This window comes from Streptomyces sp. NPDC088246, assembly GCF_044741025.1.
GTDB lineage: Bacteria > Actinomycetota > Actinomycetes > Streptomycetales > Streptomycetaceae > Streptomyces.
The window spans coordinates 1-22,325 of sequence record NZ_JBIURV010000063.1 but is presented as its reverse complement, the minus strand read 5'-3'; the positions used below and the strand labels follow the sequence as shown (position 1 = coordinate 22,325).

Sequence of the window (22,325 nt, the reverse complement as noted above, 5' to 3'; positions counted from 1 at the left end):
GAGCCAGGTGGCAGACAATTTACGTAGTTTCGCGGAGGGAGCAGGGCAAAACGGATGCCACGGTGGCCTGGGCGTCCGGGAGCGATCATGAAATCGGCGCGTACGGGTGGCGGATCCCGATAGGGTCGGCCGTCCGACAGCTCCGTACCCCAGAGGATCCACGCACTGTGCCCGACAATGTCCAAGGCCCCGGTACCGACCGCACCGATCGTGCTTCGCTGCGCGCCGACTGTGCGAACTGTTTCGGGCTGTGCTGCGTCGCACTGACCCTGACCCGGTCCGCGGACTTCGCGATCAACAAGGATGCCGGTAAGCCCTGTCGCAATCTGCAGGAGGACTTCCGCTGCGGCATTCACACCGAACTACGGACCCAGGGATTCCCCGGCTGCACCGTGTACGACTGCTTCGGAGCCGGTCAGAAGGTCTCCCACGAGACCTTCGACGGGCAGGACTGGCGCCGGGCCCCGCAGACCGCCCAGCAGATGTTCCAGGTGTTCCCGGTCATGCGACAGCTCCATGAACTTCTCTGGTACCTGACGGAAGCGCTGTCCCTGGAACCTGCGCGCTCCCTGCACGGCGAGATCCGCCGCACCCTCGACGAAACGGAACGCCTCACCCATCTCCCGGCAGGCGCGTTCACCGACCTGGATGTGGCCGCACACCGCGACGGCGTGGCCGCCCTGCTGCTCCGTACCAGCGAACTCGTACGAGCCACGGCGCCCCGCAGCAAGAAGCGCGATCGCCGTGGTGCCGACCTCATCGGAGCCCGGCTCAAAGGCGCCGATCTGCAGGGCGCCGATCTACGGGGTGCGTACCTCATCGCAGCTGACCTCAAGGGCGCCGATCTGCGCCTGGCCGATGTGATCGGGGCCGACTTCCGGGACGCCGACCTGGCCGGCGCCGACCTCACCGGAAGTCTCTTCCTCACCCAGGCTCAGCTTAATGCGGCCAGGGGTGACGCGACGACGAAACTCCCGCCCTCGCTCAGCCGCCCCACGCACTGGCACCGGTGATTCCCGGCCCGGACCGCGATTCTGACGGCCCGGACACCGTCTCCGCCGGGCCAGGGCGAATCGGCCGGTGCGGCGGGGCACGGCCGAAGCTCGTGGTTCGTTGCACAGTGTGGCGTACCCGGAACGCCTTCGACGACCGGACCGAGGAGTCCCGCACATGCCCAGCAGTACCGACCGCAGCCGCACAGAGCAGAGTCGCGCCGACGGGAACCGCACCCGCCTGATCGAGCGGCTCATGGAACAGTTCCCGCACGTGCCCCGGGAAGCCGTCATCAAGGAAGATCTGCTGCGCGGCGGCGTGGCGTTCGACGAGTCCGCCCTCAGCGACAACGAGGGCGGTGACGTCAAGCCGAAGTCGTATTTCATCTTCTCGTTCGACCACGGAACCCTCCCCGAGCTCGGCGCGGCCGCACTGCGCCGTCCGCCGGAGGAGATCGTGCTCACCGGAGGTCCGTACGAACTGCGCAGGACCGTGGTGTCGGTTCGGGTCAACCCGGCGTCCCCGTACCGCGTCGCGGCCGATGACGACGGCGTGCTCGGGCTGTACCTCGACGGCAGGCGGATCTCCGACGTCGGCCTGCCGCCGATGCCGGACTACTACCGGCACACCCTTGAGAACGGCAAGTCCGTGATGGAGGTCGCGCCCACCATCCAGTGGGGCTACCTCGTCTATCTGACGGTCTTCCGGGTCTGCCAGTACTTCGGGGCGAAGGAGGAGTGCCAGTACTGCGACATCAACCACAACTGGCGCCAGCACAAGGCGGCGGGACGCCCGTACACCGGTGTGAAGCCGGTCGAGGAGGTCCTGGAGGCACTGGCCATCATCGACAAGTACGACACCGCGAAGACCTCCACCGCCTACACCCTTACCGGCGGTGCCATCACCTCTCACATCGGCGGCCGCGACGAGGCCGATTTCTACGGGCAGTACGCCAAGGCCATCGAGGAGCGCTTCCCAGGTCGATGGATCGGCAAGGTTGTCGCCCAGGCCCTGCCCAAGACCGATGTGCAGCGCTTCCACGACTACGGTGTCCAGATCTACCACCCCAACTACGAGGTGTGGGACCGCCGGCTGTTCGAGCTCTACTGCCCAGGCAAGGAACGCTATGTGGGCCGCGACGAGTGGCACCGCCGCATCCTGGACTCCGCCGAGGTCTTCGGCCCCCGCAATGTCATCCCCAACTTCGTGGCGGGCGTGGAGATGGCCGAGCCTTTCGGCTTCACCACGGTGAACGAGGCCATCGGCTCGACCACTGAGGGCCTGCGGTTCTTCATGTCGCACGGAATCACTCCGCGATTCACCACCTGGTGCCCGGAGCCCACCACCCCGCTCGGAAAGACCAACCCGGACGGAGCGCCGCTGGAGTACCACATCCGCCTGCTGGACGCCTACCGCGCCACCATGGAGGAGTACGGGCTCAGCTCGCCCCCTGGTTACGGCCCGCCCGGCCCCGGACGCGCGGTCTTTTCCGTCAGCTCGTTCATGGACAGTCTTCCGGCCCGTCCGGACGACGTTCAGTAGTGCCGGGCCGATCGTCGGGCACCACCGTGGCGGCGGAAGCCAGTTCACGTACGACCCGGGCGAAACCCTGCACCAGGACGTTGTCCGTGCTGTCGACCCGGGCGAGCACGGTTCGCAGGGGTTCGACATCGGTCGGTGGCACTCACGAGAGATAGGGCCGGGCGTAGTACCGGGCCGTGCTCAGCGGTGCGAAGCAGGTGGCGGAGCCCTCCGCCACCTGCTCCGGCATTTCCTCGACGTTGTCGTTGGTCGGCCCCCACTTCGGACTCGATCCGTCCGGGCGGGGGTTGACCGCCCACCAGCCCACCCATTCGCGCGGCGCCTGCTCGGTCCACATCAGCGGCTCGTCACGCACGTCGAGTACAGATATCCGGTCGCGGACACACCACCGGCGTGCCGGTCGAACCCGGGTCGTTCCGGACCGGGTTCGCCGGGAGAGGGGCACTCAGGCAGACCGCCGCGATCCCCGCGTACGCGGCGACTGCCGGCCTCGTCCGGACCAATCTCCCCAACTCGGACGGCAGGCAGGAGGGCGACCCCGACAAGGCCGCCGCGGCCATCCTCACCGTCCTTGCAGCCGAGAAGACGCCGCTCCGGCTGCTGCTCGGCAACGATGCGACCGATGCGATCCACGCCCGCCTCGATGCCGCCCGTGCCGAGACTCTTGAGTGGGAGACAGTCAGTCGCAGCACCGACTTCGGCGATCAGGGGGCGTTGGCGGCGGGACCGGGTGGCACGGCGCACGTACTGGACCGTCGGGGTCTCGACGGTCCGGTGCGCGCGGCGACCGCGCCGGGATGAACCCGTTGATTGCCGGCGCCCCGTGCCGTCAGGCGCGCCACTCCGCCGTGCGCTCCGGGGACGCTTCGGCGAGCGCCTTGGCGACGGCTTCGGCACCGCCCTGATGGCCGTAGACCGGCGTGCCGGGCTGCTGGCGCCAGGACTCGTCGAGGCCACCTGCGTCCACGGTGTCGAAGCCCAGCTCGTCGATGAGGTCGCGTACGACGTGCTTGGCTGCAGAGTCGTCACCAGCCACCGGCAGCGCCTGACGGCTAGGGCTGCCCTTCGGGAGGCCGTTGGAGAGGATGTCCTGCGCGTACGTCCCGTTGAACGCCTTGATCACCGGGTGGCCGATCTGTTCCTCGGTCCACCGGCTCTCCGCCAGACCGTCCTCGATCGCGGCGATGCGGCCGTCTCGCTGCTGCGGGTAGTAGTTGTTCGTGTCGATGACCACGACCCCCTCTGCGGCCCCGTCGAGGAACCCGGAGGGCAGAGCGGGGACGGCCTTGACAGGGACGGTGATGACAACGATCTGGGCTCCCCGAGCAGCCTCCGCGGCGGTGACCGGGGTGGCTCCGGTCTCCTCGGCGAGCGCGGTGAGCGTCTGTGGACCGCGAGAGTTGGCGACGGAAACGTCATGGCCCAGCGCCGTGAGGCGCCGGGTGAGGTTACCGCCGATGTTGCCTGCTCCGATGATTCCGATCTTCATGGGTCCGACCTTCCGACGGTGCCTGCGGTACGTGATGTGGTCTCGCCGGTTCACCAACTCCCCACTGCAGGCCCATATTCCGGGTAATGGAAAAATCATTCGCCCGTTCACCGGAAGGATGGGACCGGACGACTGCGGGCACGTACAGGAAGAGGAACGGAATCACCGAGCCCGCTTGGAGGCGGTGCCCATGCTGCATGGCGTCGATGTCAGCTCGTATCAGTCGTCCTTCGACACGGACGGACTGGACTTCGTCTTCATCAAGGCCACCGAGGGCCGTTCGTACGTCAATCCGCATCTGGCCTCGCAGGTCAAACGCGCCCGGGACGCAGAATGCGTGATCGGCTTCTACCATTTTCTCTGGCCGGGCAACATCACGGAGCAGGCGGAGTACTTCGTGAGCAAGGCTCCGGAGAAGGCGGGTGATCTGCTCGCCGTGGACTGGGAAGAGAACGGCGAGGGCGCGCGGGCGAGCAATTCCGAGAAGGACGGCTTCATCCGTGAGGTCAAGCGCCTGAGGCCCCATCACAAGGTTCTCCTGTACTGCAACCGCTACTTCTGGCTGAATTACGACACCACGTCGTATGCGGGGGACGGCCTGTGGATTGCCGACTACGTGACCGCGGGGAAGCCAAGGATCGAAGCGTCCTGGCGCATTCATCAGTACACCGACCAGCCTCTCGACAAAGACGTCGCCGCTTTCTCCTCACGGACCGCCATGCGTGACTGGGCTCAGGGGTAGCCGCGCGGACCGTGCGGTCGGCGATCGGGCAGCGGCGAGCGGGCACGCAGCACGTGGCACCGAACATCGGGCAGGGGGGCACGGAAAAGTGAAATCCGGCCATCTGAAATACTCTGTTTCAAGGCTTCTGTCCCCCTCTGCGATGGTGGAGGGTGGCCGCTGAGCCGGACGTGCCCGATCGAAGCGGAGGAGTAATCCATGAAAGCCGCCGTTGTCCGCAGCTTCACCGAGCCGCTGGTGGTCGAGGAGAGGCCCGTGCCGGCGCCGGCCGGGTACCAGGTCCTGGTGCGGATGGAGACTTCCGGGCTGTGCCACACGGACATTCACGCGGCACAGGGCGACTGGCCGGTCAAGCCCAGCCCGCCGTTCGTGCCGGGTCACGAGGGCATCGGCATCGTCGAAGCGGCCGGTGAACAGGTCACGCATCTTGCAGTGGGGGATCGAGTGGCCATCCCCTGGCTCGGAGAGGCGTGCGGGCACTGCGACTACTGCATCTCCGGCTGGGAGACGCTCTGTCTGAAGCAACAGAACAGCGGCTACTCCGTGGACGGCAGCCATGCCGAGTACGCGCTGGCGCACGGAACGTACGTGGTGCCGGTACCCGCCGGCATCGACCCGCTGGACGCGGCACCGCTGACCTGCGCGGGCGTCACCACGTACAAGGCCGTGAAACTGTCCGGCGCACGCCCGGGCACGCGCGCCCTCGTCTCCGGCATCGGTGGTCTGGGTCACCTCGCCCTGCAGTACGCGCGGATCTTCGGCGCCGAGACGATCGCCGTCGACGTCACCGACGAGAAGCTGGCCCTCGCCCGCGAACTGGGCGCCGACCATGTCATCGATGCCCGGGTCCAGGATGTCGCCGAGGAGACTCACCGGCTCGGTGGAGCCGACGCGGCCATCTCGCTGGCAGTGAGCAACGCATCGTTCGCCGCCGCCTACAGTGCGCTGCGCCGGGGTGGCACGCTGGTCCTGGTGGCGCTCCCCGCCGAGGGCACGCTCGAACTGCCCGTCTTCGACACGGTACTGAACGGTACGAAGATCGTCGGCTCCATCGTCGGAACCCGTGAGGATCTCGCCGAAGTGTTCCAACTGCACAGGCTCGGCCGCACACGCGTCGTCCGCGAGAGCCGAGGTCTTGAGGACATCAACGCGTCGATCGACGAAGTACTGAAGGGCAGAGTGTCAGGTCGTCTCGTCTTCGATATGCGCTGAACCGCACACGTGCAGAGCCCCCGGCGGTGTTTGTCCGCGCTCTCGTCCGTGCCTTGTCCGTGTCCTTGGCCGGGTGCGGACAGGTGTCGCCCCGGTCGCTCAGTACGACTGCAACTCGATGAGGTGGCCCTCGGGATCGCGCACATGGGCGTGTGCGGAGCGTGGGCCCCCAGTCCGGCCGGTCGCACGCACCGGCGACCGGTGAGGCGCCGTGTTCCAGGCAGTGCGTCAGCCCGGCATCGACATCGGCGACCCGTCAGACGAACATCGAACGGTACTGGGCGGGCGGTGCCTCGCCCGGCAGGCAATTAGTAGGTGAAGGCCTATCATTGGTAGAAGCCTAAGATATCGTCAATGAGCGAGACCCCGCCCAGCCTCCTGGGACTCACGACCTATCTGCTGTCCAGGACCGGCAAGGCCGCGCGGAGCCGGCTGGCAGCGCGACTGGCCGAGCGTGATCTGCGGCTCTGGCACATGGCCGTGCTGTCGGCGCTGGTCGATTTCGGCCCTCATGTGCAGCGGGAGCTGGCGTCACGGCTCGGGATCGACCGGAGCGACATGGTCAAGATCGTGGACGATCTGGCGGTGGCCGGACTCGTGGACCGGGCTCGCGACACCACCGACCGCCGCCGGGTGACCGTCACGCCCACCCGGGCGGGCCGCGCGCTGCTCGCGGACCTGCAGGCCGAGGCCCTGGCTGTGCAGCGGGAACTGCTCGCCCCTCTGACCGGCCCCGAACAGGCGCAGTTGGCGGCCCTGTTGAGACGAATCCACGCCCATGTCCACGAAGGGCCCGAAGAACCGCGGTCAGGTCGCTGAGCGATTCCCCGAGTCCGGTGCGGCAGACTTTCCCGGGTGACCACAGCCGCGGCTCAGCCGCCTCGTGACCGTGCGCTCGGGCGCGGAATCCCCACCCTCATTTCGCAGGCCGCGACCGCAACCCCGGCCGAACACGCGGCGGCCGTACTCGCGGCCATGCAGAGCGTTCCGGTCCGGGTGGGAGTCCTCCAGGCTGCCGCGGTGCTCCTGGAGGAGCGGGTGCGTGCAACGGAGGACGGCGCGGAGCGCGCGGCGGCAGCGACGACAGTCGCCATGCTGCGCAGCGCGATCGGCCGGGCCGGCTGAATCAAGCAGCCGTGCCGGGAGCCGGCCCGGTGAAAGACCTGGGGAGTCGCTCACCAGCGCAGTACGTCGAGAACCCGGACGCACGCGTCCGGGATTCTCCCGCCAGTAGCCCCAACTGTCCTCGTGGGACAGAACAGTGGCGAGGGCGTCCCCCAGCCCGAGGCTCCGAGGCCCGGCGAGCTCTCGTACGATCACCACGGCTGCCGCCAGCCCGGCATGTCCCCCTTCGGCGAGGTACCCGAGGTCCGCCGTACCGCGCTCGGCGACCGTCGTACACGCGGTCTTCACCAGCGGTTTCAGCCACCGGACCCACTGACTGTAGGAGTCCTCCTCCGGTCGTACCACCATCTCCAGCAGCGGTGCGAGCGCCCGAGTAAGACGTTCGCGACAGCTCGCGGCACTCTCCGTGACCCATGGGTGTTCGGTGATGAAGTGTCCCCAACCGGTCTCCACGTCCAACCAGTCGAGCCATCAGGTACCGGCGGGCCGCAGCCCCTCGGTACCCCCGAGGGCGCTGTCCAGGGCAGCAGCATACGGCGGCCCGGAACCCGGTCATACGTCCAGATGTCCTCCGTCACCATGCCGGCCGCATCGATCCGGACAGAGCCACGGGCGGCGGCTGCCGCGTCCCGGGCGATCGTGTCGAACAGCCCGAGGTCCGGGGGCCGTCCATGGCCCGGTACTGAGGCACGACGAGAAAGTCCAGGTCGCCCGGTTCACGAGCCGCTCCCCCGAACCAGGTGGCCATCAACACGCGGCCACGCAGCACGAGATGCCCCTGCCCCACGGGCCGTCCGCGACAGCTGAGAGCACCGTATCCAGAGCAGTACGCCGCGTACCGTGCCAGGCCCGGCCCATCTCTTCGTCCTCACCGTCGAACTCGGGCTCCCCTGCCTGGTAGGCGTTGGCGAACTGCTTCAGGGCGGGCTCGAAGATCACCGGGTGATTCATGCCCGCAGGGGCGGGCGGCAGCGTCCCGGGAGGTCGCAGCTGCGTCGCGTCTCCTCATCGAGGGGCATATGCGGGATTCGCGGGGAGCCGTGCCAAAGCCCGGGCCAGGAAGAGGAGTTGTCGGCGGGGGGTGTCATGGCGGGGCTCCTGAGGGGAAGTGTGCCGCTTTTCGCGTGATGCGCGGCGGCGGTTTCTGCGCCGGTCACGCGCGAGCGCCTGACAAGAGGATAGGTCCAGAAGCATTCATTGGCATGGACCTGATTGGTGCTCTGGGTTAGAGTCCGTCGCGGCACACTCTGAGAGCGCTCTCAGGTGAGACCTCTCGGACGCCTGATGTTCCTCCCCACGATGCCGGAACAACAGAAGGGCCATTCCCATGAGACGCATGACAGCCTTACGCGTGAGCCTTGCCGCGACTCTGGTCGTCGGAGCCTGGGCGACCGTAGGTCTCACCTCTGCCTCTGCCTCTGCCGCTGACTCCGCCGTGGATTCACAGCCCACTGTTCCCCGTGCCGATAGCGGCGAAGCGCCGGCGTCCGCCGGACTGATCTCCGCCATGCGGAGAGATCTCGGCCTGACGGAAAGCCAGGCCAGGGCGCGTCTGGCTGCGGAGAAGGCGGCAACAGCGGTACAGGACAAGGCGCAACGGGCCGCCGGGTCGTCGTACGCAGGCTCCTGGTTCGACCCGGTCGCGGGTAAACTCAACGTAGCCGTCACCGACGGCAAGAGGGTCGAGGCCGTAGGGGCGGCCGGTGCGAGCGTCCGGCTGGTGAGCCACACCGCACGGCAGCTCGACGCGACCAAGGCGCAGCTCGACAGGCTGTCCGCACCGGACGGCATCAGCAGCTGGCATGTCGACCCGAAGGCCAACCGGGTCGTCGTGAACGTCGTCGCATCGGCAGAAGGTGACAACGATGTCCGAGAGTTCGTCGAACAGGCCCGCAAGGCCGGCCCCGTTCAGGTGAAGCAGACGCCCGAGGCGCCCAGGACCTTCTCTGCCGGGACCGTGGGCGGCGACCCGTACTACACGGGCAAGGTCCGGTGCTCCATCGGCTTCTCCGTGTACGGCGGCTTCGTCACAGCGGGACATTGCGGTCAAGCAGGCGCGGCGGTCAGCGGATGGGACGGCTCGGCCATCGGTAACTTCCAGGGATCGTCCTTCCCCGGTGACGACTACGCCTGGGTCAGCGTGGGCAACGGCTGGTGGACGGTCCCCGTGGTCCTCGGCTGGGGCACCGTCTCCGACCAACTGGTCCGGGGCTCTGCAGAGGTACCCATCGGTGCCTCCATCTGCCGCTCCGGTTCCACGTCCCACTGGCACTGCGGCAACGTGCTGGCCAGGAACGAGACCGTGAACTACAGCCAAGGTGCCGTCTACCAGATGACCAAGACGAGCGTCTGCGCCGAGCCGGGTGACTCGGGCGGATCCTTCATCAGCGGGGACCAGGCCCAGGGGGTCACGTCGGGCGGCTGGGGCAACTGCAGCAGCGGTGGCGAAACCTGGCATCAGCCGATCAACGAGATCCTGAACCGGTACGGACTGACGCTGCACACGGCCTGACGGTACGCAGGCGGGCTGGACCGGTTTTCCCCCGGCTGTTCTTGACGGGCCTGTCGCGACAGGAGGTTCGCCACTCCAGCGCGACAGGCCTTTCGGGGCCGAGAGCGCCCAGGTTCAGGACAGGACGGCGAGGGGTGTCACACAAGGGCAGAGGAGGGGCGACGGTGATGTTCCGGCTGACCCGGGCCCGAAATAGCATAGGGGCGAGGCGGCCGACCGGGGAATTCGGGCAACTCAATGAGTGCCGTTCGACCTGGCGTGAGCTCGCATGCGACGTCGGGCGGGAATGCTTGGGGAGCCGCCGCGTTGCTGACGGAAGCCGATGGGAGTGGTGCGGGTGGGTGGAAAGCGGTGGACGCCAGGTGTGCCGCGCGGGTACTCCTTGCCCGTGAAGAAGCAGCGGCACATCAGGCCGGCCGTTCTCGTGTTCTGCGTGGTCGCGGTTATGGCCTGTGCTGCCTCGATCATCCGGCCGTGAGCGGTCGGCGAGCGGACATGGATGTGGGTCGACGTCATCGTTTCCCCTTTTGTCGTGCTGATTGCGTTTTCCGTCATCCTCGGCGATCGCACACCCGACAGTTCAACGGACTTCTGGAGCGGGGTCTGACAGTCGGCGGAGTGCGCTGAGCGCGTCCCAGCCGGCGCCGGGTGGAAACAGGTGGACGGCGGTGCTTCGGCCGGCGTCCAGGATCACGTAATACTCAGGGAGACAGGACAGGTCGCCCCAGGTCTCGCGGGTATGGGCGCGCGTCAGCACGTGACCGGATTCGGTGCACGCGATCCACGGGAGCAGGAGGAGTTCAGGGGGAAGCCCGACCGAGGCTCCGGTCATGGGGGCATCACCGTCGTGCTCCACCAGACGCAGGGGTGAATCGCATCCATCGCCCTGGCACTGGACAATTCCCGGACCCAGCGGCGAGGGCCACAGCCCCCAGGCTTCCGCCAACACGGCGAGCTCCGCTCTCGTGGTCTCGCCGATGACGACTTGTTGTCGGACAAGCAAGGAAACGAGATGGTGGAGGCCGCCCTCCTGCTCACCGATGTTCCAGGCGTCCATGACCTGCAGAGCATCTTCGCGAGGCAGGAGAGCAGCGAGGCGTTGCCATGTGCCGGCTTCGTCGATCACGTGCGAGAGGTTACCGAATGCTGTCACACCGGGGGAGTCGCACGGAGTTGAGGCAGGTGGTGGCGACGGCCATGGCCAGGCCGGCGGCTCGGCTGTCGGCGCCCTTGGTGACCTTCGTGTGCAGGCGGACGGTGGCGAACGTCGACTCGATGGGGTTCGTGGTCCGCAGGTGGACCCAGTGCTCGGCCGGGAAGTCGTAGAGCGCGAGGAGTTTGTCCTCGTCGTCGGTGACCTTCTTCACGACCTTGGGGAAATTCGCCCCGTACTGCTCGGCGAACCGGCGGACCGCAGCCTGGGCGTGCTCGCTGTCCTCGGCGTTGTAGATGTCCAGCAGCGCCTTCTTGGCGGCGGGCTGGGCGGACTTCGGGATTGCGTCGAGGGCGTTGGCGGTCTTGTACATCCAGTAGTGCTGTTCGCGGGTGTCCGGGAAGACCTCGCGCAGGGGCTTCCAGAAGCCCAGTGCTCCGTCGCCGACAGCGAGGACGGGGGCACGCATGCCACGTCTGGCGCAGTCGCGCAGCAGGCCCGCCCACGCCTCGGCGGACTCACGGTAGCCATCGACGGGGGCGATCAGCTCCTTGGCGCCGTCAGCGCGGACACCGATGAGGACCAGGACGGCGGCTCTGGCTTCTTCGAGGCGTATGCGGCAGGGGGTGCGCAGACCGGAACCCCGGCCCGATTCCGGCGGGCCGGGGTTGTGTGTCACGCGTGTGTCTCGATCACCAGCCGTCGTATCCGCCGTCGTATCCGCTGTCGTAGTGGCGCGAGAGGACCCGGAAGCTGCCCACGACGCCGTCGTGGACGAAGACGCCGCCCCGGACGTGGCCGGGGAACACGCCGTCGCTGGAGCTGTGAGGTCCGACGGTGGCGATGGGGGCGCCGTTGTCGCAGGTGGCCCCCCGGAAGACCTCGACGGTCCTGCGACTGTCGTTGCGGATGTTGAGACTGTTGGAGCCGAGGCCGCTGACCACGGTGATGCAGCCACCGGGGTCGTCGGAGTACGTGCGCTCGTTGATCTGGATCCGACCCTCGTAGTAGTCCCAGTCGTCGTAGTCCCGGTCGCCGTGGCCCCGGTCGTCGTAGTCCCGGTCGCTGTCGTAGCCCCGGTCGTCGTTGCCCTTGCCGGCGTCGCCGCCATCGAGGGCCGAAACGGGGGCGGTGGCCTGCTGGACGACAGGGGATGCGTGGGCCAGCTCGGTGGTGGCGGCCGAGGCGTAGGTGATGCCGGTGGCGGCCAGCGCCGAGGCGGCCGCGATGGCTGCGGTAACGACAGTGGAACGGGTAACCATGTCACTTCTCCTGTCTCAGAGAGGTCGGCCGAGCAGCCGGTCTGTGACTGAACGTAGTGACGGCCCCCATAGCTGTCATATCGGACACCTTGGAGGGTTGGTGCCGGGGCGCCGATCGGGGTACACGAAACGCCCATATGCGAGTGCCAGGTAATCGGACGAGCTGTCAATTCTACTTATTTATAAGCTGATTGACGTATCATTAGCCTTTCCGGGCGACATTCTGACAGCCACTCACCCCCTGGTGCAGCGTGTCTTTGTTGACACTGCCCGGGCGGGAGGTGCACGCCGTCGTCCTGAATGCCCGTCATTGATGGTTCCCTCATCCTGACCTGCGGTGACGGCCCGTAGAGCCGTTGGCCGACCCCCGTCGCGCGGCCGGTCCTTTGGAATCGATGCCGGAGTTGAGGCAGAACCAGAATTCGGCGACAACCAGGTCCCGCGAACGAGGCGGATATCGGAGCAATGCTCATGACCTGTGGATCGGCCTCGGGCTGGACGCGAAGGGCGTACCTTCCCGAGTGATCGACTTCTGGTCATCGAGTAGGCCGACCTTGCACCGTCGGTCGGGAAGGCACGCCCGTGCTGAGCGTATTGAATGCCGATGGAACGACCGAAACCGGCTCCCTGATCGACGACATCGTCCGCGAGGGTGCTCGGCGGATGCTGGCCGCTGCCCTGGAAGCTGAAGTCAACGCCTACATAGCCGAGTTGGCCGACCAACGTGACGAGCACGGGCGCTGTCTGGTCGTCCGCAACGGCTACCACCAGCCCAGGAAGGTCACCACCGCAGCCGGGACGGTCGAGGTGAAGGCCCCGCGAGTCAACGACAAGCGCGTCGACGAGGCCACCGGCGAGCGCAAGCGGTTCTCCTCGGCGATCCTGCCGCCCTGGTGCCGGAAGTCCCCGAAGATCAGCGAGGTGCTGCCCCTGCTCTATCTGCACGGCCTGTCCTCCGGCGACTTCGTGCCCGCGTTGGAACAGTTTCTCGGTTCGAGCGCCGGCCTGTCGTCGGCGACAATCACCCGCCTCACCGAGCAGTGGCAGCAAGATCACGCCGTGTTCGGCGAGCGCGACCTGTCCACCAGCGACTACGTCTACGTCTGGGCCGACGGCATCCACCTGCGCATACGCCTGCGTGAGGCGAAGTCGTGCGTGCTGGTGTTGATGGGCGTGCGCGCGGATGGCACCAAGGAACTGATCGCCATGAGCGACGGCTACCGCGAGTCAGCCGACTCCTGGGCCGACCTGCTGCGTGACTGTGCCCGCCGGGGCATGCGCGCTCCCGCCCTCGCCGTCGGCGACGGTGCACTCGGCTTCTGGAAGGCCCTGGCCGAAGTCTTCCCCGAGACCCGCCACCAGAGGTGCTGGGTTCACAAGATCGCCAATGTTGCGAATGCCCTGCCGAAGTCCGCCCAGCCCGGCGCGAAGAAGGCCCTCCAGGAGATCTACAACGCCGAAGACCGCGACCACGCCCTCAAGGCCGTCGCTGCGTTCGCCAAGACCTACGGGGCCAAGTTCCCCAGGGCGGTGAAGAAGATCACCGAGGACGTCGACGAGCTGCTGGCGTTCTACGACTTTCCCGCCGAGCACTGGATCCACCTGCGCACCACGAACCCGATCGAGTCGACCTTCACCACGGTTCGGCTTCGCACGAAGGTCACCAGGGGTGCCGGCAGCGCGGCCGCGGCCTTGGCCATGGTCTTCAAGCTCGTCGAGTCCGCCCAGCAGCGGTGGCGAGCCGTGAACGCGCCCCACCTCGTCGCCCTCGTCCGCGCCGGAGCGCGCTTCGAACGCGGCCACCTCGTCGAACGTCCCGAAGCCCGCGCAGTATGAATGGCCACAACCGATCCGCAGTCATCGGCCATGGCCCCAGGTCACGGGCGCGGGAAGCGGGCGCGCATCGCGGTGATGCAGGTGTCCCGGGACGTGGGCCCGCCGAACCGGAGACGGTTGTAGGTGGTGAACGCCGGTTCCAGTGCGTCGAGTTCATCGATCAAGGCGTGCAGCCGCTCCGCCCGCTGCGCTGAACCGGCATCCGGCTCATCCGCTGCGGCACTGATCGCGGTCGTCAGATAGTCCTTGCGCTGAATGGCGGCCGGGGTCACCGAGCGCATCGCCGATTCCCTGGAGGCTGACGTGGCATGGTCTGAACACGTGGTGGTGCGAGACGGCGTCCGGCTTGTCTGCCGGGACTGGGGCGGGTCTGGACAGTCCCTCGTGTTGCTGTACGGTCTGGCCGGTCACGCGGGTGAATGGGACGTGCTGGCACGGAGCTTGAGCTCCAGATATCGGGTCGTCGCGGTCGACCAGCGCGGGCTCGGCGCCAGTGAGCGCCACCCGCGGAACGTCTCCCGCGCCGCCTACGTCGCCGACGTCATAGATCTTGACAATTACTCTGCCAAAAAACGCAGCTCCAGCCCAAAAGCCGCTACGCCGACCGCTCGGTACCGTTCACGGCTTCATCCTGACGCAGACTCGCCGGCGTGACGGCCGCTTCGACCGCTCTCGCCGTGCCATCCAGCCTCTTTCGCTCAGCGGATGTTGAAGGTGGCGATAACGCGGGCTGGGGCGCGGAAGGTGTCGTAGGCGATGGGGGCACGTTCGACCAGGATGTCGACGCCTGGGCCGGGGCCTGGGACGTAGTAGGACCAGGCAGGTCCTTTGAGGGCTGGCCCGCACAGCCCCTCGGGAAGCTCGCCGTCGTCCTGGCCGAGTCCGTAGGCGCCGCCGTAATTCTTGTCGAACAGGGACTCTCCCTCCGGGACGAGCCCCGCGCGGTGCAGGTAGTCCGGCATCTGGTTGCTCAGGAAGGAGACCCGGGCGCTGCCGTTCTCGGTGACGTAGTGGATGTCCGAAGCGTCGGCGGGGATCGGCACGCCTCCGGCGGAGATCACTTTCGGTAGCATCGTGTCGCTGCCCTCACAGGCTCGGGCGTCCCCGAACGGATGGAACAACTCGTCCTGGAACAACCAGACGAGGCTTCCTGCTCCAAGGGCGAAGATGGCCACCACGACCGCCAGACAAGACAGTCGCCGCCCCAATCCGGAACCTCCGCGGTCCGTGTCGTCCACATCCTGCATCTCGTGGGAAACGGCTCTCCCGCCAGCCTCTTCCGCGTCGAACGTGACCGCCCCCATCAGATGTGCTCGCACGTGATCACCGCAGCATAGGGCGACCGGGATACGGCTGATCCGCCCCCTCGTGGCTACGACGTCATCACGAAGGAGGCGGGAGAGTGGTGAGCAGGGTTGCGGGCGTTCTACCGTGAGGGCGGATCCGGGGGGCGCGATGAGGAATCTGTGGCCGCGAGGGTTAATGGCCGTGGTGGTGGGGCTGCTGGTGGCGGGCTGTTTCGCCCCGCCGCCGCCGATGTTCGGCGACGGTGAGACGGTGCCCGAGGAGGCCTCTCGTGTTCCGCTGCCGGTGCGGCCGGGCCCCGATGGCACCTGGGCGCTGAACGCCCCCGCGGCGGGACTGCTCGGCCAGGGCCGCACGCTGGTCCGCCGGGATGGCACAGAGAACGAGGGCTGGCGGCTGGCATTGCCGGCCGAGTTCACGTTGACCTCCCATCAGCCCGGCGCGGCGCACTCCGCGCTCGTCCGTGGTGACCGGGTGGTGCTGGTCGGCGGCAAGGACGGCCGCCGGGGGCCGAGTGCGATCGCCGGGCTCGACCCGGAGCGGGGGCTCCTGACCTGGCGGCATACCTTGCCGCCCAGCAGCCAGGTTTTCCTGTTCGAGAACAGCTTCGAGGTGCTGACGGCGGTCTGCCGCCCCGGATCCTGCCGCCTGACCGGCTGGAACGCCTGGTCGGGTGAGCGCCAGTGGACGCGCGCGATGTCCGGGGCGGTACGGGTCGTGGACGCCTGCCCGGCGAACGAGCTTGCCACCGCCGACGGCCGCCACGGGGACGGCTGTGGGTCGTATCTGGTCACCCCCGACCGTGTCGGCACCGTCGACCCGGACGACGGCCGAGTGCACTGGCAGGCGGGGCTGCGGCCGCCCGACGGCACCGTCGACCGAATCATCAAGGCCAACGACCGGGTCATCATGGCTACCGCACCGGCCAAGGGCAGCTGCCGCGCCACCATCCTCGCCAGCGGGGTGACATCCGGTGACGGGGACCGCGGCTGGCGGTACAGCTTCGTCTGGGACCAGCCTCAGGCCCCGCGCGACGCGCGCACCGGATGCCGCTGGGACGCACTCTTCCCCTGACCGCCGGCTTCCGCATGGTACTGCCTGACGCCAAAGGCGCCCTGGTCGTCGATCCCTACTTCGGCACCCTGCGCCCCTCCCGGCGACTGGCCCCCGGCGAGTACCTGGTCACCGACGGCACCATGAACAAGATCATCCGCGCGCCCGGCCGCCCGGACCGGCTCCTGAACGCCGGCGCCGACCAGCTGGTCCGCCCCCACGGGCTGAGCCCCGCGGCGCGGTCCGTCACCCGCAACTTCTGGCAGGACGGTCGCCGCCTGCTCCTGCTGGACTACCGGGGCAATACCCTCTGGAGGGGCACATCGGACTGCCAGGCGTTCCGGCACGGCAAAGACATGGGCGCCTCGCTCACCTACTGCGACGGCAACGACCTGGTGACCCTGCGTCCCGAGCACAAAGACTGACAGCCCCGTACGACCGGGCGGCAGGCACCGGTTGGTGGCAGACCCGGTGGGCAGGGCCGCGCCGACCGGGTTGCCTGTCGCACATCCGCCCCACGAACGCGGGTTGCGAAGCAGACGGCCTTAAGACGTAACCCATCCACCGCGGTCACAGGCCAAAAGCGGATTGGCCCGGAACTTGCGAGCAGTCCCGTCCACAGGATTTGACAATTACTCCGGATATCGTTGCTGAGTGACAGAGTGACAGCCGCTCTCGTGACTCAGTGTCAAAAGCCACATCAGCGCCCGGGCATGCCCATGCCCTGTGGGTGTCGAAGGCGCCTATGGAGGGGCTTTTCCGGACACCCCGGGGGGACCGGCTGGTGTCAGGGGTTCGTAGGTGGCATCTGCGGTCTGTTGCACGGGTATGGACGAGGACGAAATCGTCCCTACACAGCTTTGCCCAGAAGCCCAGAAGCCCTGGAAAGGAAACACGTGTACACCCCGTCCCGCACTGAACCACACTGTCGACCCGCGCACTGGCCGGATGCGGCCGAGCATCCGCTCGTAGGCGCCTGGCTGCTCAGCACCGTCGCCATCGTGGACGTATCCGGTCACACGCTCGAACACCCCCTGGGACAACGTCCGACAGGACTGATCACCTACACCGCGGACGGGCATATGTCCGTGAGCATGCTGAACCCGGAGCTGGAGTCCGGCGCGGCAGTGGAGACGGGGACGGGCGAGCCGGTCGACACGGCGACCCTGTTCAGGACATCTCCATACCTGGGGTACGCCGGCGCCTACGAGGTAATGGGCGATTTGGTCGTTCACCACCTGCACGTGGCGTCGTTACGTCCGTGGGTCGGTACCAAGCAGGAGCGCCGATGGAAAGTGGAGGGGGACCGATTAACCCTGCTTCCCCCGACAGAGGGGACCGGCGACGAAGCGCGCACTCCGAGGCTTGTGTGGCACCGGCCGACTGGGGACTCCACGTGAGCGACGAGGGGATCCTGGTTCACCGGCCTTCGGGCCGGCCGCTTCTCCTGCGTGGCGTGGCATGCGGGCCTTGAGGGCAGCTCCGCGCTGATCCTGCCCGCTGCGCGGAATCTCGGTAGCCGCTGACGGGTCCGAGCGGGGTCAGGCCGGCCGACGAGCTCCGGGTGCTCGCCCTCGGTCTTGCGGCCACGGCGTCGGCCCTTGGCCGCCGGTCGGTTCGTACAGGCTGCGCGCGAGGCCGGTGACACGCTGCTGGATCTCATCGGCAGCCTTGGGCACGTTGGCCGGAGCGGCACAGCCGAGCACGAGGGGAACCGTCCGGCATCCGAGGGGCGGTCAGTTGGGGTGGATGGTGCGCCCGCACGGTCAGCACGACGGACTGGGCGGGCTCACTGCGGGGTGACCGACCGCAGGCTCGCATGCCCGGCACCGTGGTGCCTCGGAACCCATCCAGCTCCCGCACGACCCGGACTTCGAGAGTCGGTTGCCGAGCTTGCGCAGGCGCGCCCATGACCCAGATGTTGATAGGGCGTTCCGCTGAGCGGTGCGACCGGCGCTGGGTCGGCGGACCGGCCGTCTCTTGGTGTCCTCCCCACGTTCCGCGAGACGGACCCCGGAGCGCCGATGCTGGCTGGGGCGTCGGTCAGTCGTCCTCGGCGGAGCGCTGGGGTACCGGGGGCGCATCAGTACCAACCCGCTCCTGAGGTCTGTCGGTCCCCTGCCTGGATCGGCGTTCCGGCTTCTTCGAGGGGCAGTTTCTGTCGACATCGCTCCAAGTCGGCCACGAGAGCGGGCTCGTCGGCCCCCGGTGGCCGTCGGCAGTGTCGGATTGCAGCCAGGAGCGGGCGGACTGCCCGCCAGGACGGCTTGCTCAGCCGGCGGCAGCAGCCGATCCATCGAATATGAGATCCGCAGTGCAGTTGTTCGTCGCCGATGGTTCTCTCTCCGACTGGGACGCGAGTGAAGGGGAGGTCGACAGGCGCGACAAGCAACTCAAGGCGATCTCCGGACCGGTTACGGCGGAGGAGGCCAAGGCGCTGGTTGTGTGCTTCGGCCCCGACTACTGCTGCGGCGTCGCATGGTCGCTGTTTTCCCTGAAAGGTTGTCGGTTACGTCGGTGATATGGAGGTGCGGGGAGGGTTGGCGGAGCACCCGGACGTGGGGAAGCCTCGCCGCCGCCGACCTGGACCGGATCACACCGGCCGTGAAGCGCAAGCTCAAGATGCGGCTTTACCGACCCCCTGATCGATGGCTGCCTGAGCGGCACCGGCTTCGTCCTGGACCGCTGATCGCGTCAAACGTTCGTCGAGGGGCTCCTGAAATGCTCTGTTGCTGCCTGGCCTCCGGTCAACTCTGCGGCGTCCTGCCTGCAGCGCGTATAATCGGCCGCCGCTTCCCCTCACTGGCGGAAGACGCCCGTACATCCGACAGAAAGTTCAACATGAACTCCTCAGACAGGTTCGAGGCACCGATCTACGCCAGGCTTGTGGAGGAGCATGGGGACGTTCCGGCCGAGACGCGCCGGGTGGCCGAGCAGGCCTTGCGCGAGGCGGACCGCGCGATCGACTTCAGTGGCGTGCGCCCGCCGGTGGCATTCCGCTAGGAGCTGTCGGCAAAGTGATCTTCCGGTAGTGGATCACGATGTTGTGGTACGGCGCCATGAACTGTCCGATAATGAGTGGGAGTTGTTGCGGCCGTTGCTGCCTGGCCCACGCTGGGGCCCCCGGCTGGTGATCGGACGGTCCTCAACGGGATGGTATGGAAGTTCCGGACATGTACGGCCTGGCAGGATGTGCCCGAGCGGAACGGATCGTGGGCCACGCTGCACACCCGGTTCCGCGGCTGGGCAAGGACGGCACGTTCAACCGGATGCTCCAGGCCGCCCAGGCAAAGGCCGATGCGGTCGGCGACATCGACTGGCTTGTGTCGGTCGACTTCAGCATCGTGCGCGCCCACCAGCACGCGGCCGGGGCCCGAAAAGGTGGCAGTCGCAGCCCGGCGCCCGGCCGGTCCCGGGGCGGTTTGACCTCCAAGATCCACTTGGCCTGCGACGGGCGGGCCGTCCGCTGTCCTTCCTGCTCACGGGAGGGGATACCAACGACTGCACCCAGTTCACTGCCGTCATGGAAGCGATACGGGGCACGCGGTTGACGGCACCAATCGGCGCGGTGGTCGGGTCCGGGCGCTCGGCGTCGATCTTCGCGGAGACACGCTGCCACTCGGTCCCGTCGACGGTGAAGTGCTTGCCGAGCCCGACCGCGCGGGCGCTCTCCAGCAGCGTGCGTTGACGCTGCCATTGATCGGAGACGTGCTGAGACAGGATCGGCAGCAGTGGTTGCCGTTCCCGCGTGCGGTCGGCCATCCGCTCCTGAACACGCCGCCGGCGGACGTGGAACCAGCGCTGATCTTCATCCCGGATCGGACAAGGTGCCACCCACTGGGCCCAGCGTTCCGGCTCTGCGACCGCCCAGGTGTGCAGGTCAAGATAGAAGGCGCGGACCGCCAGGAAGGGGCCTTCCATGTGCAGGCGAGGCTTGCCGTCCGGCCGGACGGGCAGGCTCTCCTTCCAGTGGGCGACCGCCTCCGGAGAGAGCCGCAGGTCGGCCCGGTCCGGGTTGAAGTCTTCGATCACCTTCCAGAACAGCCGGACGAGGTTGGCGATCAGAGGTGGAGTAGTCGACCTCGACCGAGCGCCGACTGATGTAGTGGATCAGCAGGTCACGGACGCCCTGGTTGCGGAGCTTGTGCTTGTCGACGAGTTCGGCGACAGGACGCTGGCCCTTGACCACAGCGGCCCGCAGCGTGCGCGGGGTCGAGGCCGGAAAGTGCCCCATGCCGGCAAGGATCGGCCAGCCCTGGGTGGCGGCGAAGCAGCCGTCCCCGCCCGCCTCTCCGGAGACGACGCCGTACTTCCTGGACTCCGTTGCGTAGTAGAGGAGGTGGCTTCCGGCGTCAGGTCGGCGATGTCGATCCCGAAGACGGTCAACGGGACGATCACATCGAACTGGGCCCGCAGGATCGACTGGCGGCTGACCGTCAGGGACAGGGGCCGCTCGCAGAACGCCTCCAGCACGGAGTCCTTGGCGATGCTGCGAAACCACTGGACGTAGTTGGAGAAGCGGTAGGCGCGGAAGGCCAGCAGCGATGGCCGGAGCAGGCGCATCGCGAAGGCGTGGCCCGCAGCAGTGTTCATGCTGGTCTTGATCTGCCTGCCGCGGCCCTTATAGAGCTGCTGGGCCTGTCGGCCCCGCTCGTTGAGGCCGGCGGCCTCCCACCGCTCCTGCCATGTGGCGCCCGGGAACTCCTCCAGGTGCTCCAGCAGCCGTTGCATCGCCGTCTTGCAGCTCGCGACACCTGAGCCGGTCCCGAGGGCCGTCCCGGCCAGCTCGGCGATGTCCTCGATGGAGGCAGTCGACAGCTCGCCCAGTGGCCGGGGCTGATGGCGGGCCTCGGCGGGGGCGCAGGCTGCACCGCGGTCGGCTTGAAGCTGAAATCCCGCTCGTAGATCTCCACGGAATGACGGCGCACCCGCCCGGTGGTAGGGCCTTTTACCCGGGCGCTGTTGCCGGCCTGGCTACCGGGCACCGAACACCACCGCCACGTCCTGCGGGTCGTACTGCTGAGACCACGCGGCCGGCTGGGTCGGGCGTCCGTAGTGCTCAGCGAGCTTGTCGACCAGGTCCTCCAGGCCGACCGCGGTGTAGAGGGCGGTGGTGATATGCGCGTGCCGCAGGATCGTCTGCACATCTTGTCACGGACGCCAGCACAGCGAGGGGTCGGGGTGGTCGACGAAGCCGAGCGTGCGGTAGAGCGGCTCGCCGTCGGAAGAGGCGTACAGGTCGACTCGGGCGACCTCGCGTTCCCGGAACCAGTCGAGCAGGTTCTGCATGATCGTGCGGCTGTGGCCGCGCCGTCGTTCCGCCGGATCGGTGACCACGCCGATCACATGTCCGATCCGGCCGTTGCGCAGATGCGGGCCGGGCAGTCGTTGCTCGATGGTTCCGATGCCACAGGCGGCAAGGCCGTTGTTGCCGTCCACGACGAGGATCCGAACGGCGTCCGCTGCCAACTGTTCCTTCAGCACCGCAGCAAGGGTGTGCCGCCAGTCGTCGTCTGCTGATGAGGGGTTGAAGAAGTCGCCGCCAAGGGTCTCGAAGAGCAGCGCCCGCAGGCGTACGAGCTCCGCGACGTCGTCCTCGACTGCCTGCCGTACACGTGACATGTAATGACCTTATAGTTATTCTGACACTTACGGCAACCCGTTTCAAGGCGGCGCCATTGGTGTGCGCTCCGGACTTGCCCCCCTGCTGACCAGTAACACCGAACACCGCCCCGGGCGAGCGCCGGCGTGCCGACAATTCCCTCGTCTTCGGGCTACAGATCCTCGTCAACGGCCTGCGCGCACACGCCGAGGCGCTGACACACAACGCCTGACACACATTCCGGTCCCCGCATGCGCTGAGGCAAGGGCCCTGACAGCAGGTCAAGCGACGTCGGACCAGCGAGGGACTGAGCACTTCCCCGGCAAACAGCGCGGACCCGCCTCCGTGGCGACAGGAAGAAGCCGACACCACCCGCAGCTGCTCCGTCGCTACATTGCATTCAGCCTAGTAGGGCTTTGTTAGGTCCTGTGGTGGGGTTCGGGGGTTGGTGCGGGTTGGCCGCATATCGAGCAGGCGCCGGTCCAGGTGGCCAGGAGGG

The 22,325-nt window shown here is 67.6% G+C and carries 25 protein-coding genes and 3 pseudogenes; 16 read left to right on the top strand and 12 right to left on the bottom strand.

Features of this window, described 5'->3' with window-relative positions; genetic code table 11:
- Positions 1-167 precede the first annotated feature (167 nt).
- Both ACIPEK_RS40685 and ACIPEK_RS40680 read left to right on the top strand, forming a co-directional pair.
- Positions 168-1,013, top strand: coding sequence for a pentapeptide repeat-containing protein (locus tag ACIPEK_RS40685; RefSeq protein WP_402007174.1), 846 nt, complete (start codon positions 168-170; stop codon positions 1,011-1,013).
- A 157-nt stretch (positions 1,014-1,170) separates the two neighbouring features.
- Positions 1,171-2,535, top strand: coding sequence for a radical SAM protein (locus ACIPEK_RS40680; RefSeq protein WP_402007172.1), 1,365 nt, complete (start codon positions 1,171-1,173; stop codon positions 2,533-2,535).
- Between the two features lie 142 nt (positions 2,536-2,677).
- Here ACIPEK_RS40680 and ACIPEK_RS40675 read toward each other — a convergent pair whose 3' ends face one another.
- Entirely contained in the window at positions 2,678-2,890 is a 213-nt protein-coding gene (locus ACIPEK_RS40675; protein WP_402007170.1) for a hypothetical protein, read from the bottom strand.
- A gap of 38 nt (positions 2,891-2,928) precedes the next feature.
- On the opposite strand from ACIPEK_RS40675, the gene ACIPEK_RS40670 reads away from it, so the two are divergent.
- Positions 2,929-3,336, top strand: a complete 408-nt coding sequence (locus ACIPEK_RS40670; protein WP_402007168.1) for a hypothetical protein — start codon at positions 2,929-2,931, stop codon at positions 3,334-3,336.
- A 28-nt stretch (positions 3,337-3,364) separates the two neighbouring features.
- On the opposite strand, the gene ACIPEK_RS40665 is transcribed toward ACIPEK_RS40670, so the two are convergent.
- Positions 3,365-4,123, bottom strand: a complete 759-nt coding sequence (locus tag ACIPEK_RS40665; RefSeq protein ID WP_402007166.1) for an NADPH-dependent F420 reductase — start codon at positions 4,121-4,123, stop codon at positions 3,365-3,367.
- Positions 4,124-4,214: 91 nt separating this feature from the next.
- Here ACIPEK_RS40665 and ACIPEK_RS40660 point away from each other — a divergent pair, with 91 nt between their 5' ends.
- From ACIPEK_RS40660 to ACIPEK_RS40645, 4 genes are all read left to right on the top strand, one after another.
- Positions 4,215-4,766 carry a glycoside hydrolase family 25 protein gene (locus tag ACIPEK_RS40660; protein WP_402007164.1) on the top strand — a complete coding sequence of 184 codons (552 nt, stop codon included), beginning with the start codon at positions 4,215-4,217 and terminating at the stop codon, positions 4,764-4,766.
- 198 nt (positions 4,767-4,964) lie between these two features.
- The gene (gene adhP, locus ACIPEK_RS40655; protein ID WP_402007162.1) at positions 4,965-5,978 is read left to right on the top strand and encodes an alcohol dehydrogenase AdhP; all 1,014 of its coding nucleotides are present in this window, start codon (positions 4,965-4,967) and stop codon (positions 5,976-5,978) included.
- Positions 5,979-6,332: 354 nt separating this feature from the next.
- Positions 6,333-6,797 carry a MarR family winged helix-turn-helix transcriptional regulator gene (locus ACIPEK_RS40650; protein ID WP_402007160.1) on the top strand — a complete coding sequence of 155 codons (465 nt, stop codon included), beginning with the start codon at positions 6,333-6,335 and terminating at the stop codon, positions 6,795-6,797.
- A 36-nt stretch (positions 6,798-6,833) separates the two neighbouring features.
- Complete coding sequence (locus tag ACIPEK_RS40645; protein ID WP_402007158.1) at positions 6,834-7,103, top strand: hypothetical protein; 270 nt, start codon at positions 6,834-6,836, stop codon at positions 7,101-7,103.
- A gap of 747 nt (positions 7,104-7,850) precedes the next feature.
- Here ACIPEK_RS40645 and ACIPEK_RS40640 read toward each other — a convergent pair.
- Complete coding sequence (locus tag ACIPEK_RS40640) at positions 7,851-8,054, bottom strand: hypothetical protein (RefSeq protein WP_402007156.1); 204 nt, start codon at positions 8,052-8,054, stop codon at positions 7,851-7,853.
- A 376-nt stretch (positions 8,055-8,430) separates the two neighbouring features.
- Between ACIPEK_RS40640 and ACIPEK_RS40635 the strand changes: the two genes are divergently transcribed.
- Positions 8,431-9,615, top strand: a complete 1,185-nt coding sequence (locus ACIPEK_RS40635; protein ID WP_402007155.1) for a S1 family peptidase — start codon at positions 8,431-8,433, stop codon at positions 9,613-9,615.
- A 580-nt stretch (positions 9,616-10,195) separates the two neighbouring features.
- On the opposite strand, the gene ACIPEK_RS40630 is transcribed toward ACIPEK_RS40635, so the two are convergent.
- The 3 genes and pseudogenes from ACIPEK_RS40630 to ACIPEK_RS40620 form a co-directional block, all read right to left on the bottom strand.
- Positions 10,196-10,741 (bottom strand): hypothetical protein, encoded by a 546-nt coding sequence (locus ACIPEK_RS40630; protein ID WP_402007153.1) that lies wholly within the window; start codon positions 10,739-10,741, stop codon positions 10,196-10,198.
- A gap of 67 nt (positions 10,742-10,808) precedes the next feature.
- Positions 10,809-11,387 (bottom strand): annotated as a pseudogene (locus ACIPEK_RS40625) (transposase); the annotation flags it as partial.
- Positions 11,388-11,460: 73 nt separating this feature from the next.
- A complete protein-coding gene (locus ACIPEK_RS40620) occupies positions 11,461-12,030 on the bottom strand; it encodes a hypothetical protein (RefSeq protein ID WP_402007151.1) in 570 nt (189 codons plus the stop codon).
- Positions 12,031-12,612: 582 nt separating this feature from the next.
- On the opposite strand from ACIPEK_RS40620, the gene ACIPEK_RS40615 reads away from it, so the two are divergent.
- The gene (locus ACIPEK_RS40615; RefSeq protein ID WP_402007149.1) at positions 12,613-13,866 is read left to right on the top strand and encodes an IS256 family transposase; all 1,254 of its coding nucleotides are present in this window, start codon (positions 12,613-12,615) and stop codon (positions 13,864-13,866) included.
- Between the two features lie 41 nt (positions 13,867-13,907).
- Here the strand turns inward: ACIPEK_RS40615 and ACIPEK_RS40610 are convergent.
- A pseudogene (locus tag ACIPEK_RS40610) lies at positions 13,908-14,147 on the bottom strand (DUF6058 family natural product biosynthesis protein); the annotation flags it as partial.
- A gap of 22 nt (positions 14,148-14,169) precedes the next feature.
- Here ACIPEK_RS40610 and ACIPEK_RS40605 point away from each other — a divergent pair.
- A pseudogene (locus tag ACIPEK_RS40605) lies at positions 14,170-14,412 on the top strand (alpha/beta fold hydrolase); the annotation flags it as partial.
- A gap of 152 nt (positions 14,413-14,564) precedes the next feature.
- Here ACIPEK_RS40605 and ACIPEK_RS40600 read toward each other — a convergent pair.
- Positions 14,565-14,927, bottom strand: a complete 363-nt coding sequence (locus tag ACIPEK_RS40600; RefSeq protein WP_402007147.1) for a hypothetical protein — start codon at positions 14,925-14,927, stop codon at positions 14,565-14,567.
- 427 nt (positions 14,928-15,354) lie between these two features.
- On the opposite strand from ACIPEK_RS40600, the gene ACIPEK_RS40595 reads away from it, so the two are divergent.
- The 6 genes from ACIPEK_RS40595 (at position 15,355) to ACIPEK_RS40570 (ending at position 19,650) form a co-directional block, all read left to right on the top strand.
- Positions 15,355-16,245 carry a PQQ-binding-like beta-propeller repeat protein gene (locus ACIPEK_RS40595; protein WP_402007145.1) on the top strand — a complete coding sequence of 297 codons (891 nt, stop codon included), beginning with the start codon at positions 15,355-15,357 and terminating at the stop codon, positions 16,243-16,245.
- Positions 16,246-16,259: 14 nt separating this feature from the next.
- Positions 16,260-16,649, top strand: a complete 390-nt coding sequence (locus ACIPEK_RS40590) for a hypothetical protein (RefSeq protein ID WP_402007143.1) — start codon at positions 16,260-16,262, stop codon at positions 16,647-16,649.
- 288 nt (positions 16,650-16,937) lie between these two features.
- The gene (locus ACIPEK_RS40585; RefSeq protein WP_402007141.1) at positions 16,938-17,624 is read left to right on the top strand and encodes a lipocalin-like domain-containing protein; all 687 of its coding nucleotides are present in this window, start codon (positions 16,938-16,940) and stop codon (positions 17,622-17,624) included.
- Positions 17,625-18,538: 914 nt separating this feature from the next.
- Positions 18,539-18,745 carry a hypothetical protein gene (locus tag ACIPEK_RS40580; RefSeq protein ID WP_402007139.1) on the top strand — a complete coding sequence of 69 codons (207 nt, stop codon included), beginning with the start codon at positions 18,539-18,541 and terminating at the stop codon, positions 18,743-18,745.
- A gap of 83 nt (positions 18,746-18,828) precedes the next feature.
- The gene (locus tag ACIPEK_RS40575; protein ID WP_402007192.1) at positions 18,829-19,227 is read left to right on the top strand and encodes a hypothetical protein; all 399 of its coding nucleotides are present in this window, start codon (positions 18,829-18,831) and stop codon (positions 19,225-19,227) included.
- A 75-nt stretch (positions 19,228-19,302) separates the two neighbouring features.
- Positions 19,303-19,650 (top strand): transposase, encoded by a 348-nt coding sequence (locus ACIPEK_RS40570; RefSeq protein WP_402007137.1) that lies wholly within the window; start codon positions 19,303-19,305, stop codon positions 19,648-19,650.
- On the opposite strand, the gene ACIPEK_RS40565 is transcribed toward ACIPEK_RS40570, so the two are convergent.
- The 4 genes from ACIPEK_RS40565 to ACIPEK_RS40550 all read right to left on the bottom strand — a co-directional run bounded on the left by ACIPEK_RS40565 (position 19,561) and on the right by ACIPEK_RS40550 (position 21,846).
- Positions 19,561-20,256, bottom strand: a complete 696-nt coding sequence (locus tag ACIPEK_RS40565; protein ID WP_402007190.1) for a hypothetical protein — start codon at positions 20,254-20,256, stop codon at positions 19,561-19,563. The genes ACIPEK_RS40570 and ACIPEK_RS40565 overlap by 90 nt on opposite strands.
- Positions 20,257-20,334: 78 nt before the next feature.
- Entirely contained in the window at positions 20,335-20,955 is a 621-nt protein-coding gene (locus tag ACIPEK_RS40560) for a hypothetical protein (protein ID WP_402007135.1), read from the bottom strand.
- A gap of 243 nt (positions 20,956-21,198) precedes the next feature.
- Positions 21,199-21,369, bottom strand: a complete 171-nt coding sequence (locus ACIPEK_RS40555; protein ID WP_402007134.1) for a hypothetical protein — start codon at positions 21,367-21,369, stop codon at positions 21,199-21,201.
- Positions 21,370-21,375: 6 nt separating this feature from the next.
- A complete protein-coding gene (locus ACIPEK_RS40550; RefSeq protein WP_402007132.1) occupies positions 21,376-21,846 on the bottom strand; it encodes a GNAT family N-acetyltransferase in 471 nt (156 codons plus the stop codon).
- Positions 21,847-22,325 lie beyond the last annotated feature (479 nt).

Bases quoted from the DNA above. Each gene is read 5' to 3' on its own strand.
- ACIPEK_RS40665 (WP_402007166.1), bottom strand. From the start codon at position 4,123: ATGATTTTTCCATTACCCGGAATATGGGCCTGCAGTGGGGAGTTGGTG.
- adhP (WP_402007162.1), top strand. From the start codon at position 4,965: ATGAAAGCCGCCGTTGTCCGCAGCTTCACCGAGCCGCTGGTGGTCGAG.
- ACIPEK_RS40680 (WP_402007172.1), top strand. From the start codon at position 1,171: ATGCCCAGCAGTACCGACCGCAGCCGCACAGAGCAGAGTCGCGCCGAC.
- ACIPEK_RS40660 (WP_402007164.1), top strand. From the start codon at position 4,215: ATGCTGCATGGCGTCGATGTCAGCTCGTATCAGTCGTCCTTCGACACG.
- ACIPEK_RS40550 (WP_402007132.1), bottom strand. From the start codon at position 21,846: ATGTCACGTGTACGGCAGGCAGTCGAGGACGACGTCGCGGAGCTCGTA.
- ACIPEK_RS40620 (WP_402007151.1), bottom strand. From the start codon at position 12,030: ATGGTTACCCGTTCCACTGTCGTTACCGCAGCCATCGCGGCCGCCTCG.
- ACIPEK_RS40560 (WP_402007135.1), bottom strand. From the start codon at position 20,955: ATGCAACGGCTGCTGGAGCACCTGGAGGAGTTCCCGGGCGCCACATGG.
- ACIPEK_RS40635 (WP_402007155.1), top strand. From the start codon at position 8,431: ATGAGACGCATGACAGCCTTACGCGTGAGCCTTGCCGCGACTCTGGTC.
- ACIPEK_RS40650 (WP_402007160.1), top strand. From the start codon at position 6,333: ATGAGCGAGACCCCGCCCAGCCTCCTGGGACTCACGACCTATCTGCTG.
- ACIPEK_RS40585 (WP_402007141.1), top strand. From the start codon at position 16,938: ATGCCCATGCCCTGTGGGTGTCGAAGGCGCCTATGGAGGGGCTTTTCC.
- ACIPEK_RS40640 (WP_402007156.1), bottom strand. From the start codon at position 8,054: ATGAATCACCCGGTGATCTTCGAGCCCGCCCTGAAGCAGTTCGCCAAC.
- ACIPEK_RS40590 (WP_402007143.1), top strand. From the start codon at position 16,260: ATGGTACTGCCTGACGCCAAAGGCGCCCTGGTCGTCGATCCCTACTTC.